The following is a 16573-nucleotide window of genomic DNA, read 5'->3' on the forward strand; positions in this document are numbered from 1 at the left end:
AGCGCTCAGGCACAGGATGACTGAGCGCCCGAAATGAGCGTGTCCGTTCCCTCGTCGTCTTTGAGCCCATCGGCGATGGTCTGGCGCGCCGTGCCTCATCGCTCCCGCCTTCGTCGAGTCGAGGCATGCGCGCAGATCCCCGCCCCAAAGCCCGACCGGGCAGGCGCGTTCCTGCCCAACGGGGCAGCGTCGGGACCGGACTGAACCGTTCGATCGCCGATGCCGGTTGGGGGGCGTTCCTGACGATCCTGCGTGCCAAGGCCGAGAGTGCCGGACGGGTTCGTCCGAGGTCGCCGGCGCCCGGTCGCTCTGCGGCGCGGTGCGTCAGTAGCCGGTGCCGCGCTTGACCTGGGTTCGTTCGGTCCCATGGGTCGCGCCCTTGGCGTCCAGCGTGCGGCACGCGTCGGCGATGTCCTGGCCCAGGCGGTCGATCTGCTCGCGGCTCATGGTCTCCTTGACCAGGGCGCGCATGATCTTCACTCGCTCCGCGTTGGGCGGGAGCGTGTAGGCCGGCACCATCCAGCCCCGCTCGGCCGAGAGCTGCCAGGCGATGTCGGACTCGTCGTAGGCGTGTTCGCCGGCGAGTCGGAAGGCGACCAGCGGCAGTTGCTCGAGGTCGCTCCCGATCACTTCGAAGCGGCCGCCGTCGCGCAGGTTGTCCGCCAGTGCGCGGGCGTTCTCCTGCATCATCTTCATGACGTAGGTGTAGCCCTGACGTCCGAGGCGTACGAAGTTGTAGTACTGCGCGAGCACCATCGACGCGCCGGTGGAGAAGTTCAGCGTGAACGTCGCATCCGTCTTGCCCAGGTAGTTCTCGTAGAAGACGAGGTCCTTGGCCAGGTCGGACTCCTCGCGGAAGATCAGCCAGCCGATGCCGGGGTAGACCAGGCCGTATTTGTGTCCCGAGACGTTGATGGACCGGACCTGCTCGAGCTGGAAGTCCCATTTCGAGTCCGGGTAGAGGAAGGGCCACACGAATGCGCCGCTGGCTCCGTCCACGTGGATCGGGATGTCGAGGTCCCGCTCCTTGCGGACGTCCCGCAGGAGTTTGTCGATCCCGACGACGTCGTCCTTGTGGCCGGTGAACGTGGTGCCGAGGACGGCGACGACGCCGATCGTGTTCTCGTCGAGGCGGGGTTCCACGTCCTCCGGGCCGATCGTGTACTTGCCCTCGGCGAGCGGTACGATCCGCGGCTCGACGTCGAAGTAGCGGCAGAACTTCTCCCACACGACGTGGACGTCTCCCCCGAAGATCAGGTTGGGCCGGTCGGTGGACAGGCCGGCCGCCTGGCGGCGCTCGCGCCACTTCCACTTCAGCGACAGCGCGCCGAGCATGATCGCCTCGGACGATCCTTGGGTCCGGCATCCGGCCGTCTTGCCCGGCGCGTGGAAGAGATCGGCGAGCATGCGCACACAACGCTGCTCGATCTCGGCGGAGATGGGGTACTCGGCATGGTCGATGAAATTGCGGTGGAGGTTCTCGGCGATCAGCCGTTGTGCCTCCGGCTCCATCCAGGTGGTGACGAACGTGGCGAGGTTGCGCTGCGGGTCGCCCTCCATGGCGAGGTCCACGTCCACGAGCCTCATCGCCTCCGTCGCTGACATGCCTTCCTCGGGGAAGGTCTCCGCGGGGGCGGGCTTGGTCAGGAATCGGTTACCGAAAAGGGCTGAATCGTCACTTTTAGTCACAGACTGATTCAAGCAGCGCCAGAGCCTGCTACGAGCGAGGGACACACCAAAAGGCAACGGCGACCCTCGCGGGTCAGTTCGGGGTGGGCCAGGTCCGGAGGAGTCTGCGGGCGGCTCCACTGTTTCAGAGCTGGTAGACGGCGACAGCGGCCGGGTGGACGTGGGAGGTTCTGAATCGGGATCGCGAACGTAGCCCGGCGGTCACGGCCGTAGCGGCGTAAGCCGTGTTACGCCCCCGAGGGCCGTACCGGCTTTGACCACATGGTGCGCCCGACTGGGTTGGCTCCCCGCCGCCGATCTAAGCCCAGGTGGCGGGCATGGACACCCCGGGCGAAGTGCCTTGTGTCGTACGCGAGGTACAACACCGCTCCCATGCCCGCAGCGTCGTGCGGGTGACCGTGCTCGTGGAGTACGGGGCGACCTCGGGCCGACGCCAGGACCGGCTTCGCGGGCCTACGACCGTGCGGGTTGGTTGACGATCGGAAGGGTGGTGGCGCAGGGCCACCGCGGACGACCGGGCAGTCGGCCGACAGAGGCCGCAGAGCGGGCGCGGTGTCTCGCCGATGCCCGGCCGGCATCGGTATCGACACTCCATTGCCCGGGCCGCGCCACCCCAACTCCCACCCCAAGTCCCCGTCAGTTCAGTCCGCCGGGAGTTGCTGTTCCGCCACGACCGGGGGCAGCGGCTCGCGGGCCGCGTGCCAAGCGGGCGGAAGGGCGGCGACACCCGTGCGGGCGGCGATCACCCCGCCTGCGATGGCGCAGGTGGTGTCGATGTCGCCGCGCCCGGCGACCGTGAACCACAGGCCCTCGTGCAGGTCGTCGAGGTGCCCTGCCGCGCACCACAGGGCGTACGGGACGGTGTCGGGCCCCGACATCCGGTAGCCGGAGCCCAGGATCTCGGCTGCGTGCCGGACCGAGGTGTGTTCGGGCATCCGGGCCGCGATGCGGATTCCCGACCGGACGTCGCTGTCGGGGAGTTGCTCGGCAACCGCCCACAGGAAGTCCGGCCGGGCCGGGGCGAGCCCGCCCCGGCTACGGGTGGCCAGCGCCGCGGCGAGGGCGACCGCCACGGCGCCCGCGACCGCCTCCGGGTGGTGGTGCGAGACGATGCTCTGGCGGGCGGCCTGCTCGGCGACCGCGTCGAGGTCGTCGGCGTGCCAGGCGCCGAGCGGGGCAGCGCGCATGGCCGCGCCGTTGCCCCAGGAGCCCTGGCCCCCGAACTGCCCGGCGACCACCTCCTGCCAGGGCTCGCCCGCGCCGATCCGGCGCAGCACGTCGTGCATGGACGCTCCGTAGCCGCGGTGCGTGTCCGCGGCGTAGGCCGCAGCGAGGCGCAGGGCGAGACGGTCCTGGTCGACGGTCCCGCCGCCCTCGGCGAGTTCACGCACCAGCACGAGCGCCTGGGCGGTGTCGTCGCTCCACTGCCACAGCGGTTCCGGGGGCAGCACCCGCGCCTCCAGGGCCGCCTGACCGTCCCGGCGCAGGATGCCGAACCAACGGTCACCGAAGGCATCGCCGAACGCGAGCCCGTACAACGAATCCAGCACGACAGAGGGCACGGTGATCATCAGGGCAGTATGGCAACGAGACGGCGCCACGGCGCTGCAATTAGGGGCAGTTGAAGGCGGGTGAGGCCGCGGGCGGTGGCGCGGGTCCGAGCAGCGGCCCCGCGCGGCGTCAGGGTCCTCGCGTGGACGTCTGGGTGAAGCGGCCGGTCGGCGCCGACTATGACGCTCCGCCAATGACCAGCGCGGTTCGCGCCAGGTCGCGCAGCCATGCATGGGCGTGGTCGGTGTCGTAACGCTGATGCCACGACAGGTATACCGGTGCCGCCGGCAGTTCGAGCGGGAGGGGGAGGACGACCAGGCCGAGGTCGGCGACCGTGGAGCGCGTGGTGGCTTCGGGGACGCTGATCAGGAGATCGGAGCCACGCGCGAATTCCAACGCGGCCGCTTCCGTGGGCGCGGTCGCCACCACACGGCGGGTGAGGCCCAGCCGCGCGAGGGCGTCGTCTATGGCATTGCTGAGGTTTCCGCGTCGCGAGACGGTGACGTGTTCAGCGGCGGCGTACTGCTCCGCCGTGAGGGGCCCGACGCGGGTGAGGGGGTGCTCCTGCCTCACGACGACGACGAGGAGGGTCTCGCCCACGCTCTCGGCACGGATGTCCGGTGCGCTCGGGCGGTTGGCGTTCGCCTCCAGGTCGACCTCGCCGCGCCGCAACTCGGGCGTGTCGATGCTCGATTCCGCGACGAAGCGCAAGCGCACGCCTGGTGCCTGTCCGCGAACGGCCGTGAGCAGTGCGGGGCCGCTCAAGGCGACCAGGGAATCGTGCCAGCGGAGGGTGAAAGTGCGCTCCAGCGTTGCCAGATCGAGTTCACGGCTCGGTGCCAGCACTCCCTGGACCTGGTGGAGCAGCTCGTGCACCTGTTCCCGGACGGCGATGGCATACGGCGTCGGGGTCATCGTGCGCCCCGTGCGCACCAGGATCTGATCCCCGGTCGTGTGCCGGATTCGGCCCAGACTTCGGCTCATCGCGGGTGCGGTCACATGCAGACGCGCGGCCGCCCCGGCCACGCTTCCCTCCTCCAGCAGTGCGTCGAGGGCGGTGAGCAGGTTCAAATCCAATTGCATGCGAGTAATCCTAGACGTGCTTGACATGCATTTGAAGTTAACGATGGGGCTCTATACCTTCGAGGCAAGAGCGCAGGACGGAACACACCGCCTGGCCCGACCAGCCTCATCACCCCTCCTCACACGGGAGTACCGCCATGTCCGAAACGCTTCAGACCACCGCCGACGCCACCTCCGACGCCGACCTGCTCGGTCAGACCGCCACCGTCGTGCGCGCGGCCGGATCGGCGCTGCGCGAGCGCTTCGGCGAGGTGGTCCGCTACGAGACCCGCGAAGAGCTGATGCGCGCCCTCGCCGTCAACGACGACACGGCCCTCGACATCCTGCGCCCCGGCCTCACGCGCCTGCGCCCGGACGCCGGCTGGGTGGAGGACGAGCTGGACGGCGGGGCGCTACCGGCCGGCGAATGGTGGGTCGTGGATCCGGCCGAAGGAAACGTCAACCACCTGCACGCCCTGCCGGAATGGGCGGTGACCGCCACCCTCGTGCGCGAGAACCAGCCGGTGCTCACCGTGGTGCACCTGCCGCTGACCGGCGAGACCTACACCGCGCTCACCGGCGCGGGCGCCCACCTCGACGGCCGGCCGCTGCGCGTCTCCGGGACCGCGGAACTCGGCCTGAGCCTCGTGGCCACCAGCCAGGCCCGGCCGGACGAGGACGAGAAGGTCGTGCGGCGCGTCGGCTCCTCGATCACCGCGATGCTCTTCGACGCGCTCGTCGTCCGCACCGCCGTGCCCGCGACCCTGCACCTGCTGAACGTCGCCGCGGGCCGGATCGACGCCTTCTGGCAGTACTCCGGCGCCCGCGCGGACCTGCTGCCCGGGGTGCTGCTCGTCACCGAGGCCGGCGGAGTGATCTCCGACGCCGAGGGCCGCCCCTGGACCCCGCTGAGCGAGAGCTTCCTGGCCGCCGCGCCCGGCGTCCACGCCGAGGCCGTCGCCACACTCTCGCGCTGACCACGCACCACAACCGGCACGAACGGAAGGACCAAATTCATCATGACCAAGATCGCAGTTCTCGGAAACGGCCGCGTCGGCGGCAGCCTGGCCACGGCTCTCACCCGGGCCAGGCATGAGGTGACCGTGGCGGACCGCACTCCGGGCGCCGCCGCCGGCGCCGCCCGGACAGCCCGGATCGTCATCAACGCCACCCCGGGCGCCGGCTCACTGGAACGGCTCCTCGCCCTGAGCGGGGAACTGCGCGGCAAGATCCTCGTCGACGTCTCCAACGCGACCGTCGACGGCCCCGACGGACTGCCCGCCGACCTGATCTACCCCGGCTCCAGCCTCGCTGAACAACTCCAGGAAGCACTCCCCGAAACACGCGTCGTCAAGACACTCAACACCATGCTCTTCCCGGTGATGACCGCACCGGCCACCCTCACCCAGGCGCCCGACGCCTTCCTCTCCGGCGAGGACCCGCAGGCCAAGCAGACCGTCCGCGAACTGCTCGTCGACCTCGGCTGGCGCGAGGAGTGGATCACTGATCTCGGTGGGATCCGGACCGCCCGCGCCACGGAGGCCGCGATTCTGTTCGTGCCGCACGTGATTCGGTCCAGCGGGTTCACACCCTTCGCGATCTCGATCGCCCGCTGATCCGAACACAATTCACCGCCCGGCAGTGGGGCCGGCCCCTCATCGCCGCCGGCCCCCTCAGGAGCAGGTGAGCCGGGGGCCCGCCCAGTCCGCGTGGTCGTAGTCGACACCGTTCCCGCCGTCGGTGACGACCAGCCTCAGCTCCTGGCCGCCGGTGAGATCGGCGGTCAACTGCTTGGCCGCGTCTGGCCCCTTGACGACTCCGCTGTCGGCGGCCAACGTGCCGTCCCGGTAGATCTGGAAGTCCACCGCGCCATTGCTGCCCGCTTCGTCGTCGACGCCGACCGCCGTGCTGAGCGAGGTGCAGGTGCCACCCAGGTAGTACGTCACCGAGCTCGCCGCGTGCACGCCGAGGCCTTGCGCGTACGTCACCCCATTGAGGGTGAGCGTCTTGCCGTCGCCCGCCCCTTGCTCGCCGTTGCTGCGGTCCTTCTCCACCGGGCCCCAGCCGTTCGAGGCCGATGTCCAGGTGAGGTCGCTCAGCTGGTGTGTGCCGGCCGAGGGGCCGTTGCCGCAGGTCAGTTGGGCGTTGGCCCAGTCGGCGTGGTCGTACTGGATACCGTCCCCGGCGTCGGTGACGACCAGTTCGAGTGTGGTGGCGCCGGTGACGTCGGCGCCGATGTGCACCGGTGGATCACTCGCCGTGCGCACACCGCTGTCCGCGACCTTCGCACCGTCCTTGAAGAGCTGGAAGACCACCGTCCCGGGTTTGCTCACCTCGTCGTCCACCCCGACATCGGCGCCGACCGTCTTGCACTTGCCGCCCAAGTGGTACGTGATCTCGCTCGACGCGTGGGTACCGAGCCCCTTCGCGTACGTCGTCCCGCCAACGGTCAGGGGCTTCCCGTCGCCGGCCGCCTGCTCGCCGTTGCTGCGGTCGCGCTCCACCGGTCCCCAGCCGTTGACCGCCGACGTCCACGGCAGATCACTGAGCTGGCTCACGCCGGTCGGCGGTGGCACCGGGCTGCCCGGAGTGACGCGGTACATCACCGTGCCATGCGCGGGAACCGAGGCGCTGATCGCACTCGTCGTCGAACTGGTCGCCTTGGACCAGAGGTCCTTGAGGGCGTACGAGGACGCTCCGCCGATCCCGATCTGGTCGACGGTGGTGGAGACCGTCTGCGCGCTCGCGTTCTCATTGGTGAGCGTCACCGAACGCCCGCCGTCGGCAAGGGGCTTGGACATCACGACGAGTCCGCCTGAGCCGGAGACGACAGTGGCCTGCTTACCGAGACTGTCCTGATCGACCGCGATGACATCGGTGTTCTTCAGGATCGCCAACGTCGCCGGGCTCGCGGTGCGCAGATCGCTGCCGATCAGCAGCGGCGCGGCCATCTCGGACCAGAGACTGAAGTGGGTGCGGTACTCGGCGTCGGTCATTCCGCCGTTGCCGACCTCCAGCATGTCCGGGTCGTTCCAGGCACCCGGCTTGGCGTACGAGGCCAGCGACTGGTTCTGGTGCGCGATGCCGATCATGCTGGACCAGGAGTCGCTGATGTCTCCTGTCGTACGCCAGGAGTTGCCGATGTCCGGCGCCCAGTTCCAGGGCTGGTTGGAGCCCCATTCGCAGATGCTGTAGAGGATCGGCCGGCCGGTGGCCTTCAACGCGTCACCCATCGCCTTGTAGCGGGTCTTCGCGTCGGCACCGGTGTTGTTGCAGTTGTCGTACTTGAGGTAGTCGACACCCCAGGACGCCCACAGGTTGGCGTCCTGCTGCTCGTGGCCGAGGCCGCCGGGGAACCCCTGGGTGTCACAGGTCTTCGTCCCCGCACTCGAATACAGGCCGAACTTCAGCCCCTTGGAGTGCACATAGTCCGCGACCGCCTTGATCCCGTTCGGGAACCGCGCCGGGTCCGGCACCAGGTTGCCCGAGGCGTCCCGGTTCGGCAGCGCCCAACAGTCGTCGATGTTGACGTATGTGTAGCCGGCGTCCTTCAGTCCCTGCGACACGAAGGTGTCGGCGATGCCTTTCACCATCGCCTCGTTGAACTCGGCCCTGCAGTGGGTGGAGTTCCAGTTGTTGAAGCCCATCTGGGGCGTACGGGCCAGACCGTTCTCGACGGCGGCGGCGGGGGGTGCGGCGGCGACCTGGAGGGCGACCGCGGCCAGGGCGGCGACCGTGCCGCCTCCGGCGATCAGCGCCAGCGAGGCGGAGGCTGCCGCCAGCCGGCGCCTGAAGGAGTGCCGTTCGAAAGGGTGCCGTTCGTGACGCATGTGCGGCTCCGAGGGGGGTGATTGACGCACAATTCAACGTGGCCGAACGAAATCAAACACATCTCAGCGCCGTGTCCCATACATGTCAATACACCGCGCACCCCTTGTGCTTCACAACGTAATCACTGCCTCTCGTAGGGCAGTTCGCCACCGCCCGGCCCAGCGCTCCCGCCAGTCCGCACGGACCGCGCCCTCGATTCCGTACACCGTCACGGTCAGCGACACCGGCCCCTCCGCGACCACGCAACGGCATTGCTCACCGCCGCCAGTCAATTCGCCCCAACAGACCGATGTGACCGGGCACACCCCCAAGTGGTGCGCCCTGCCCGGGATTTCCGGAACGCCGCCGCGATGCCGAACATCCTCAGGGGAGGAAATTCCTACCCACGCCGTACATGCGCGGTGTTCAACGAAGAGTCCTGAACATCCGACCCAGGAGTGCCAAATGAGGGCAGGGACCGCGCGCGGCCCGATGGCCGGAGCGTTGACGGCGGGGGTGCTGCTCGCGGTGCTGACCGGGTGCTCGTCCACGGGCGACTCGGCGGACGCCCACTACGCCGAGGACTACGCCGGGCATGAGCCGCTGCGCGTGCTCGGCTACCCCTCCACCGGCTCACTGGGCGTCACACAGCAGCTCGTCTGGCGGATCGCGGACGATTCCCCCGGCCGGCTCGCGGCTCTCGCCACCGGTGACGGTGACGGTGACGGTGACGGTGACGGTGACGGTGACAAGGATGCCGCGCGCCGCACGGCCGGCAACTGGATAGAGGCGTTCAAGAAGGGGGCCGGCGGGAAGGTCGCGGCGGACTTCTACGACGAGGGCTCCGAGCGTCAGACCGTCGTCCTGTACTTCCAGGACACCGGCCAGAGGAAGGAGATCAGCGTGCGTCTCGACGGGGACGCGGGTGCCGACGGCTGGCACGTCCTCATGGACGAACCGTCCATGAAGGAGGCCACGGCGGAGCCGACCTGGGCACCTCGCGCCCCTGGTGGTTCGGGGTCCGCCCGCACCACCCGCTGACCCGACCCGCACGCGTCACGGCGCCCTCGCATGTGAATCGCGCGGGGCCCCGTGGCGTGTGCGGCCGCTCGTCCGGCAACCGGGCACTTCGGTCCTTCGCGGGGCTCGTCAGTGTGTGCAGACGAAGCTGGACGCGCTGTCCGGGGCGCCGTCGCGGTACCGGGGCCAGTCCGGGTACGCGCACAGGGGACGTGTGCGGTCGTGGAGCGCGTCCGACACGATCGGGTTCCTGGGCGCCTGTCCTTGCTCGGCCCAGCGTTCGAGCGCGGAGAGCGAGTCCCAGGCGGCCGCGAAGGAAGGCGTGCCGAAGTTCGCGTGGTTGGCTCCGGGTACGACGTAGTACCGCATGAACGCGCGGGTCTGCCGTGGGCCCAGCGTGTCGTGCAGCCGCCGGTAGTAGTCGCTCGTCGAGGCGGCGGAGACCAGTTCGTCCGCGGCGCCGTGGAGCATGATCAGCTTGCCGCCGGCGCGGGCGAACGGGCCGAGGTCCACGTCGTTGCGATCCTCGATCGTGGACAAGTAGCTGATCCGGCTGAGCCACTTGCCGGGATTCCGGGGATCGACGTCGAGGGAGCTGTGGTGCGGGTCCCTGGTCAGGAAGTACTTGACCCACTGATCCCAGTACTGAAGCCCGTAACCGCTCGTCACCGGCATCGGATCGGCCGGCGCGGTCGTCCCGAATCCGAGGAACGGGGTCCTCATGTCCGCCCCCGACAGAAACGGGAACCCGGGGTACCCGGTCTCGCCACTGGCGATCCGGTACGGCCACCGGAACGGGGTGGACATGGCGACCACGGCACCGATCTGAGGATCCGACAAACAGCTCGGTCCGGCATCGGCACCTCCCGGGCAGCGAAGCGTGAGCGGATCGAAGTGACAGCCGGACGGGTTCGAGACGACTCCGTCCTCGACACCGTCAAGCCCGTCGCACGCGTTGATGACGCTGTCGTGGAGCAGCGTCTGCTTCGCCGGTCCGGGAAAGGCACCGGGGCGGGACAGGACCTGCGCCAGGTACCCCAGGTCCAGGCCCTCGCTGAGGTTGTTCCAGGCGGGAAAGGCGGAGATCACGCCGTCGAAGGCCTCGGGCCACCGTTGAGCGACGACGAGCGCCTCACGGCCTCCGGTCGATCCGCCCGAGAAGTAGACCTCGGCAGGGTCCGCCCCGTAGGCGTGCCGGACGATGAACAGGCTCGCGTCGCGCGTCTTCTTGAGCGCGTCACCGGCGGCGAAGTTGTTCAGGGCCTCGTCGTTGACACCGAACGACCCGTCGAGGGACGGTGGGGCCGCCGGGCTCTGCTGGTGACCGGAGTCGCTCGCGAAGGTCGCGTAGTGCCGGGCCAGGGGCACCGGCTGGTCCGTGGGACCGAACGGCACGTTCTCCGCCAGGTCGGGAACGGTGCCGTCGTAGCCTCCGCCACCGAACATCATCGCCTTGCGGTTCCAGTCGTACGGCAGGTCGACGCGCATCTTGACATGGGGCGCGGTCGGATCGACGGGGAAGATGTCGGCGTCGACCTGGCAATAGGTGACCGCTTCCCCGCCGACGAGGCCGGTCCTGACCGACACCGACTCGACGCGGCCGCCGGTTGTCGGCAGGCTCATGACCGATGCCGGAATCCGCATCCGGTCGAGCCCCGAACACCGCGGTACCGATGTCAGGTGGCCGGGCTCGGCCGGGGTGCTCGCGCCGGCGGGTCCGGCCCCAAGCACCCGGATCGCGCCTGCCAGCAGAACCATGGCCGCCGGTACGGTGAACCGGCGAATCCTCGCGCATCTTGCCGATGTTCCGCTCATACTGGCCCTTCCTCCGGATCTCGCAGGCGGGGAGCGGTGCTGCCTCCACGGCTCGCCGCCGTCGTCCTGGCCTCAGTGGTGGAACCCGTTCTCCGCTTCAGCGGTAGAGATGCGCACCCGGGACGGCGTTCGGATCGTCGCGGACCTCGGCGGGGTTCGTCTCGGGCAGGAACCACGCGGCGGCGGTGGTGACCAGCCCCAGGACCATGATGTAGGCGGCCACCGGCATGGTGCTCCCGGTCTTCGCGATGAGTGCCGTCATGAGGAACGGCGTGCTGCCGCTGACGGCGATCGCGGAGAGCTGGTAGGCCAGCGACGCGCCCGAGTAGCGGACGCCCGGCTCGAAGAGCTCGCCGAGGAAGCTCGCGATGGGCCCGTAGGTGAGGCACTGGAACACGAAGCCCACCGTCACCGCGACGAAGATCAGCGGCAGCGACGCGGTGTCGACGAGCCGGAAGTAGGGGAAGGCCCACACCGCGACTCCCAGACCACCGACCAGGATCAGCGGCCGCCGGCCCACCTTGTCCGACAGATGGCCGGACCAGGGGAGGATGACGAGCATCGCCACGGAACTGGTCAGCACGACCGCGAGCAGGGGGTCACGCTCGAGCCCCAGCGTGTGGGTGCCGTAGCTGAGGAGTCCGGAGATGCTCACGTAGAAAAGGCTGTTGGTGGCCGAGAGGAGCCCGCAGCCGAGCAGGATGGTTCCCCACTTGTCGCGTACGACCTGTGCCAGCGGCGCGCGGGGCACCGTGCTCTCCGGCTGAGACGCCTCCCGCTGGAGTTTCCGGAACTCCGGCGTGTCCTCCACCTTCGCCTGGATGTACAGAACCACCACGAACATCACGACGCTGACCAGGAAGGGGATGCGCCAGCCCCAGCTGAGGAAGGCGTCGTCCGGCATCAGACCACTGGCGGCCACGAAGATCAGGTTCGAGACGATCACGGCGACGGGGACACTGGTCTGGCCGAAGGTTCCGGCGAAGCCGCGTCGTTTGGGACCGGCGGACTCGGTGAGCAGGAGCATGATGCCACCCCACTGGCCGCCCGCCGCGAGCCCTTGCACGAAGCGCAGGACGACCAGCAGCGTCGGAGCCAGCGCGCCGGCGGTAGCCGCACTGGGAAGGCAGCCGATCAGGAACGTCGCGGCTCCCATGATCGCCAGGCAGGTGACGACCACCGGTTTGCGTCCGTGGATGTCACCGAAGTGTCCGGCCAGCGTCCCACCGATGGGACGCGCCACGAAGCCTGCCCAGAACGTGCTGAAGGCGAGGAGAGTCCCCATCAGGGCGGAGGAGTGTGGAAAGAACACATGGGGAAACACCAGCGCGGCCGCGGTGCCGTAGAGGAAGAAGTCGTACCACTCGAGCGAGCTGGCGATGAGCCCGGCGGCCAGCAGCCTGCGGGAGGCGCGGGGCCGGGGCATCGGCAGGTCGGCGCCGGGGCGGCTGCCGGACTGTCCTTCGGGTTGGGCGAGCGGAGTTGCCATAGGTGCCGCCTTCGTCCATAGCGCAGGCTGGTGATGGCGGTTACATTAAGGCGCCGTTGTTGTGGGGTTGAGGTGTGCATCACCCACACCTCCCGTCGATGTGGTGGGGCTTTCTCCCACCTGATGCCGAGGAGGGATGGCGCTGTGGTCAGCGACCTCGGAGGCGGGGCGCGGTTACGCTCGCTCGCCCGCCGCCGGCACGAACTGGCGTCGTTGTACGCGACCGCCAAGTCGCTCACGGCACTCGGCGAGCTCGACGAGGTGCTCCGGTCGATCGTCCGCCACGCCCATGATCTGATCCGCACGGACTTCGCCTATCTCTCGCTGGTCGGCCCGGACGGCAGACTGTCGGTCAGGGCATCGGAGGGAACGGTCTCGGCCCCCTTCCTCGCGGCGTGCATACCGGCCGATGTGGGACTCGGCGGCAGGATACTGACCTCCCGAAGTCCGCACTGGGTGCGCGACTACAGCGCCACGACCGTCATCGAGCACGATCCGGACTTCGACCGGCTGGTCACCGCCGAGGGGCTCGTCGCGCTGCTCGGCGTACCGCTGGTCATTCGGGGTGAGGCGGTGGGCGCCCTGTTCACCGCGGACCGCTGCGAACGGTCTTTCCAGGCCGACGAGATCGCGTTGCTGCGCGCCTTCGCCGATCATGCCGCGGTCGCCCTCGACAACGCCCGTCTCTACGAGGCGAGCCGGACCGCCCTGCACGAACTCCGGACCGCGTACCGGAAGATCGAGGAACACATGGCCGTCGTGGAGCGCGCGCAGGCCATGCACGAGGCCCTGACCGGTGTCGTGCTCTCGGGCGGGACACCGGACGACGTGACGCAGCTCCTCGCCGATCAACTCGGCGGCAGGGTCACACTCCTGGACAGCGGCGACGGCGCCCTCGTCCGCGGGGAATCGGTGTCGAGTCCGTGCGGGGCCGCGACGGAGTCCGGCCTGGCCGAGGCCGTCGAGAACGCCCGCCGCTCGGGCCGCTGCACGACCTCGGTCGACGACAGGGGAGTCGCCCGCAGCGTGGCCTCGATCCAGGCGGGCGACAGCCACCTCGGCGCCCTCGTGTGGAGCCGGAAGGCGGCCGCCGGCACCCCGGACGACATGGACTCGCGCACCCTCGAACGGGCCACGCACATCCTGGGGCTGCTCATCCTCAAGGAGCGCGCCGTCGAGGAGGCGAGCGAGCGGTCGAGCGGGGAGCTCCTGACCGAACTCATGGTCGGCGGCCCGGGGATCGGGCCTGCCCAGCGCGCCCGTACCCGGGCCCGCAACATCGACGTCGAACGCCTCGATCTGGTCCTCGTCGCGGACTCCCCCGCGCTGTCGCCGACCGCTCTCTCGCGCCATCTGCACGACATCGCCCGGGACTTGGGCGGGCTCGCCGGCGAACATCTGGGCAGGGCCACCATGGTCCTCCCGAGCGCCGACGACGACCACACCGTCGCGGAGGTCCACCGTCGGCTGCGTCGCACGCTGGGTGGCCCCGTCGCCGTCATCGCAGAACGTGTGGTCCGTCACGACTGGTCACGGGCCTTCTCCCTGGCCGACCGCTGCGGCACCGTCATGCGGGCGATCGGACACACCGACCTGGGCGCCACGACGGGTCGCTACGCCCTCTACGCGATGATCTTCGACACCGAACGCGTCTGTGAGCTCGACCGTTTCATCTCCGACTCCATAGGCCCGCTGCTCGACTACGACCGACGGCGTGGCACCGATCTCGTGGACACCCTCAGCGCCTACTACGTCCACCGGGCCAACGTCGCGGCGACCGCCCGGGCGTTGTTCGTGCACGTCAACACGCTGCTCAAGCGCCTGGACCGGGCCGACACCGTCCTCGGCCTCGACTGGCGCCGCGAGAACGACCTGGAACTTCAGCTGGGACTGCGGCTGCACCAGCTCAGAGTGATCACGAACGCCACGCCGTGAGGCTTCGCGCCGTCCGGCCTCGCGCCGTCCGTGCCGGGCTTCACGGTGCGGCTTGGCGCGTGAACTGGCCGTGGACGGGCGGCCGTACGGGCTGTTCGGGCACGGGCGCGGCATGGGCGCGGGCACGGCAGGGGCGCGGGGGTGGCGTTCTAGGCGGCGCGGCTGATCGCACGGCGTCAACTGCGCGCCCGGCCTCAACTGACCTTCACGCAGCGGGTGTTGTCCTCCACGTCGCCGCCGACTGAGTGGCCGGGGGCGGGCGCCGGATGACGGACGGTGGATGAAGGACGACGAACGGCGAACGGCAACCGGCGTTCGGCGTTCGGCGTTCGGCGTTCGACTCAGGGGGTACGCGCCGAGTCCCGCAGGGCGCTCTTCGACAGCTTGCCCGTGCCCGTCCTGGGCAGTGCGCTCATGAAGACGAACGCGTCGGGCAGCCACCACTTGGCGACCATCGGCGTGATGTGCCGCAGGAGTTGTCCGGCCGTGGTGGCACTGCCGTCGCGCAGGACGACGTAGGCGACGGGGCGCTCCGCCCATCGCGGGTCCGGGCGGGCGATCACGGCGACTTCTACGACGTCCGGGTGGGAGGCGATGACGGTCTCGAGCTCGATCGAGGAGATCCACTCGCCTCCGGACTTGATCAGGTCCTTCATCCGGTCGACAAGGCGCAGGTAGCCTTCGGCGTCGATGGTGGCCAGGTCGCCGGTGCGCAGCCAGCCGTCGCCGGTGAAGCCGTCCTCCCCTTCCGCCCGGAAGTAGCCACCCGCCACCCAGGGGCCCGCCACCTGAAGCTCGCCGACGGCGTGGCCGTCGCGCGGCAGCTCCCCGCCCGTCTCGACGTCGACGATCCGCACGTTCACCAGTGGCATGGGCTGGCCCTGGGCGGCCCGTACCGCCACCCGCTGCTCCTCGGTCGCTTCCCGGTGCCGGGTGCGGGTCCCGCCGATGGCCCCGACGGGGCTGACCTCGGTCATCCCCCAGGAATGGGTGATGGGTACGCCGATCGCGGCACGGTAGGTCTCGGAGAGCGCCGGGGGAACGGCCGAACCGCCGCCCAGCAGGCACCGCGTGGCGCTCAGATCGTAGGACCTCAAGTCGGGAACCAAGCTCGTCCACACTGTGGGAACGGCACCGGCGACCGTCACCCGTTCGGTCTCCATCAACCGCAGCAGGTGGGCCGGATCCGCCGAGCCGCCGGGAAGGACGAGGGAGGCGCCCGCCATCATCGCGCCGTAGGGAAGGCCCCAGGCGTTGGCGTGGAACAGGGGCACGATCGGCATCACGACGTCACTCTCGCTGAGGCCGATGAGGCCGGCCGCGAGTGTGCCCAGGCAGTGCAGGACCGTCGACCGGTGGCTGTAGAGAACGCCCTTGGGCGGTCCCGTCGTTCCGGAGGTGTAGCACAGGCCCGAGGCCAGGTTCTCGTCCTCGAGCGTGAACGTGTCCTCGAACGAGCCCGCGAACGGGTCGCCACTGGCGATGAGTTCCTCGTGGTCCAGGATGCGGGGGTCCGCCGGGATCGCCATGTCGCTGCCGTCGGGCAGTACCACCCAGTGCCGTACCCGTGGCAGCCGGTCGGCGCTCGGCCAGATCCGCGGGAGCAGCCCTCGATCGACGAACACCACGTCGTCCTCGGCGTGATCGACGATGTACTCGATGTGCTCCGCGGAGAGCCGGATGTTGATCGTGTGGAGCACCCGCTTGGTGGCCGGCACCGCGAGACAGAGCTCCAAGTGGCGCCGGTGGTTGCCGGCGAACGTCCCGACACGGGCGCCGGCCGGGACACCGAGGCGGTCCAGTGCGGTGGCGAGGCGCCGGGTGTGGTCGGCCACTTCGGCGTAGGTGAGCCGCTCGGTGCCGGCCGTGGTGACGTGCTTGTGCGCATGGAGTCGCTCGGCACGCTCCAGGATGTGCGCGATGGTGAGCGGCCGTGCCTGCATCAGCCCGTCCATGGCGCCCGGGGCCCCGGCCTCATCAGGTGTCCGTGGTTCCCGGCGGGGTGCGGGTTCCGGCCGATTGCCGCCGGCGGCTCCGGTGACGATCGCGACACGGGACTCATCGGACATGGGTCCTCTCTTTCGGTCGGCGGTCCGCCCCTGAAGACGGTCACGGGTCCGGACGTCGGTCTCCTTGCGGGGCAGCATCCGCTACGTACCGCACGTCACCGTAGGTCCGGTTCCGCCCCGGAGAGAGGTGGGA

At 69.6% G+C, this 16573-nt stretch carries 11 protein-coding genes and 2 pseudogenes; 5 read left to right on the forward strand and 8 right to left on the reverse strand.

The features are described from left to right. Window positions 1-138 precede the first annotated feature (138 nt). Window positions 139-347, forward strand: a pseudogene (locus ABZV42_RS03070) (hypothetical protein); the annotation flags it as partial. On the opposite strand, the gene ABZV42_RS03075 reads toward ABZV42_RS03070, so the two are convergent. From ABZV42_RS03075 to ABZV42_RS03085, 3 genes are all read right to left on the reverse strand, one after another. Next, window positions 325-1734 (reverse strand): glutamate decarboxylase, encoded by a 1410-nt coding sequence (locus ABZV42_RS03075; RefSeq protein ID WP_356050719.1) that lies wholly within the window; start codon window positions 1732-1734, stop codon window positions 325-327. The pseudogene ABZV42_RS03070 and the gene ABZV42_RS03075 sit on opposite strands and share 23 nt — an antisense overlap. Before the next feature lie 596 nt (window positions 1735-2330). Then, window positions 2331-3260 carry an ADP-ribosylglycohydrolase family protein gene (locus ABZV42_RS03080; protein WP_356050720.1) on the reverse strand — a complete coding sequence of 310 codons (930 nt, stop codon included), beginning with the start codon at window positions 3258-3260 and terminating at the stop codon, window positions 2331-2333. A 157-nt stretch (window positions 3261-3417) separates the two neighbouring features. Continuing rightward, window positions 3418-4323, reverse strand: coding sequence for a LysR family transcriptional regulator (locus tag ABZV42_RS03085; protein WP_356050721.1), 906 nt, complete (start codon window positions 4321-4323; stop codon window positions 3418-3420). A 137-nt stretch (window positions 4324-4460) separates the two neighbouring features. On the opposite strand from ABZV42_RS03085, the gene ABZV42_RS03090 reads away from it, so the two are divergent. Both ABZV42_RS03090 and ABZV42_RS03095 read left to right on the forward strand, forming a co-directional pair. Beyond that, entirely contained in the window at window positions 4461-5279 is an 819-nt protein-coding gene (locus ABZV42_RS03090) for a 3'(2'),5'-bisphosphate nucleotidase CysQ (RefSeq protein ID WP_356050722.1), read from the forward strand. A 42-nt stretch (window positions 5280-5321) separates the two neighbouring features. Further along, the gene (locus tag ABZV42_RS03095) at window positions 5322-5918 is read left to right on the forward strand and encodes an NAD(P)-binding domain-containing protein (protein ID WP_356050723.1); all 597 of its coding nucleotides are present in this window, start codon (window positions 5322-5324) and stop codon (window positions 5916-5918) included. 57 nt (window positions 5919-5975) lie between these two features. On the opposite strand, the gene ABZV42_RS03100 is transcribed toward ABZV42_RS03095, so the two are convergent. Both ABZV42_RS03100 and ABZV42_RS03105 read right to left on the reverse strand, forming a co-directional pair. Beyond that, window positions 5976-6440: an NPCBM/NEW2 domain-containing protein gene (locus tag ABZV42_RS03100; protein ID WP_356050907.1), complete on the reverse strand. Its 465-nt coding sequence runs from the start codon at window positions 6438-6440 to the stop codon at window positions 5976-5978. After that, a pseudogene (locus ABZV42_RS03105) lies at window positions 6432-8132 on the reverse strand (NPCBM/NEW2 domain-containing protein); the annotation flags it as partial. The gene ABZV42_RS03100 and the pseudogene ABZV42_RS03105, both read right to left, overlap by 9 nt. A gap of 445 nt (window positions 8133-8577) precedes the next feature. Here ABZV42_RS03105 and ABZV42_RS03110 point away from each other — a divergent pair. Then, window positions 8578-9153 carry a hypothetical protein gene (locus ABZV42_RS03110; protein WP_356050724.1) on the forward strand — a complete coding sequence of 192 codons (576 nt, stop codon included), beginning with the start codon at window positions 8578-8580 and terminating at the stop codon, window positions 9151-9153. Window positions 9154-9261: 108 nt separating this feature from the next. Here ABZV42_RS03110 and ABZV42_RS03115 read toward each other — a convergent pair whose 3' ends face one another. Together ABZV42_RS03115 and ABZV42_RS03120 are read right to left on the reverse strand one after the other, a co-directional pair. Continuing rightward, a complete protein-coding gene (locus tag ABZV42_RS03115; protein ID WP_356050725.1) occupies window positions 9262-10755 on the reverse strand; it encodes a tannase/feruloyl esterase family alpha/beta hydrolase in 1494 nt (497 codons plus the stop codon). A gap of 289 nt (window positions 10756-11044) precedes the next feature. Beyond that, entirely contained in the window at window positions 11045-12436 is a 1392-nt protein-coding gene (locus ABZV42_RS03120; protein ID WP_356050726.1) for an MFS transporter, read from the reverse strand. Between the two features lie 144 nt (window positions 12437-12580). Here ABZV42_RS03120 and ABZV42_RS03125 point away from each other — a divergent pair, with 144 nt between their 5' ends. Continuing rightward, complete coding sequence (locus ABZV42_RS03125) at window positions 12581-14371, forward strand: GAF domain-containing protein (protein ID WP_356050727.1); 1791 nt, start codon at window positions 12581-12583, stop codon at window positions 14369-14371. Window positions 14372-14712: 341 nt separating this feature from the next. Here the strand turns inward: ABZV42_RS03125 and ABZV42_RS03130 are convergent, their stop codons facing one another. Next, entirely contained in the window at window positions 14713-16440 is a 1728-nt protein-coding gene (locus tag ABZV42_RS03130) for a long-chain fatty acid--CoA ligase (protein WP_356050728.1), read from the reverse strand. Window positions 16441-16573: the final 133 nt, after the last annotated feature.

Origin of the sequence: Streptomyces sp. NPDC005281 (genome assembly GCF_040607495.1) — a bacterium.
GTDB lineage: Bacteria > Actinomycetota > Actinomycetes > Streptomycetales > Streptomycetaceae > Streptomyces.

What these genes read in the sequence shown, in the direction of transcription:
- ABZV42_RS03080 (WP_356050720.1), bottom strand. Translation starts at nt 3,260, where the DNA reads ATGATCACCGTGCCCTCTGTCGTGCTGGATTCGTTGTACGGGCTCGCG.
- ABZV42_RS03085 (WP_356050721.1), bottom strand. Translation starts at nt 4,323, where the DNA reads ATGCAATTGGATTTGAACCTGCTCACCGCCCTCGACGCACTGCTGGAG.
- ABZV42_RS03090 (WP_356050722.1), top strand. Translation starts at nt 4,461, where the DNA reads ATGTCCGAAACGCTTCAGACCACCGCCGACGCCACCTCCGACGCCGAC.
- ABZV42_RS03095 (WP_356050723.1), top strand. Translation starts at nt 5,322, where the DNA reads ATGACCAAGATCGCAGTTCTCGGAAACGGCCGCGTCGGCGGCAGCCTG.
- ABZV42_RS03110 (WP_356050724.1), top strand. Translation starts at nt 8,578, where the DNA reads ATGAGGGCAGGGACCGCGCGCGGCCCGATGGCCGGAGCGTTGACGGCG.
- ABZV42_RS03115 (WP_356050725.1), bottom strand. Translation starts at nt 10,755, where the DNA reads ATGAGCCTGCCGACAACCGGCGGCCGCGTCGAGTCGGTGTCGGTCAGG.
- ABZV42_RS03120 (WP_356050726.1), bottom strand. Translation starts at nt 12,436, where the DNA reads ATGGCAACTCCGCTCGCCCAACCCGAAGGACAGTCCGGCAGCCGCCCC.
- ABZV42_RS03130 (WP_356050728.1), bottom strand. Translation starts at nt 16,440, where the DNA reads ATGTCCGATGAGTCCCGTGTCGCGATCGTCACCGGAGCCGCCGGCGGC.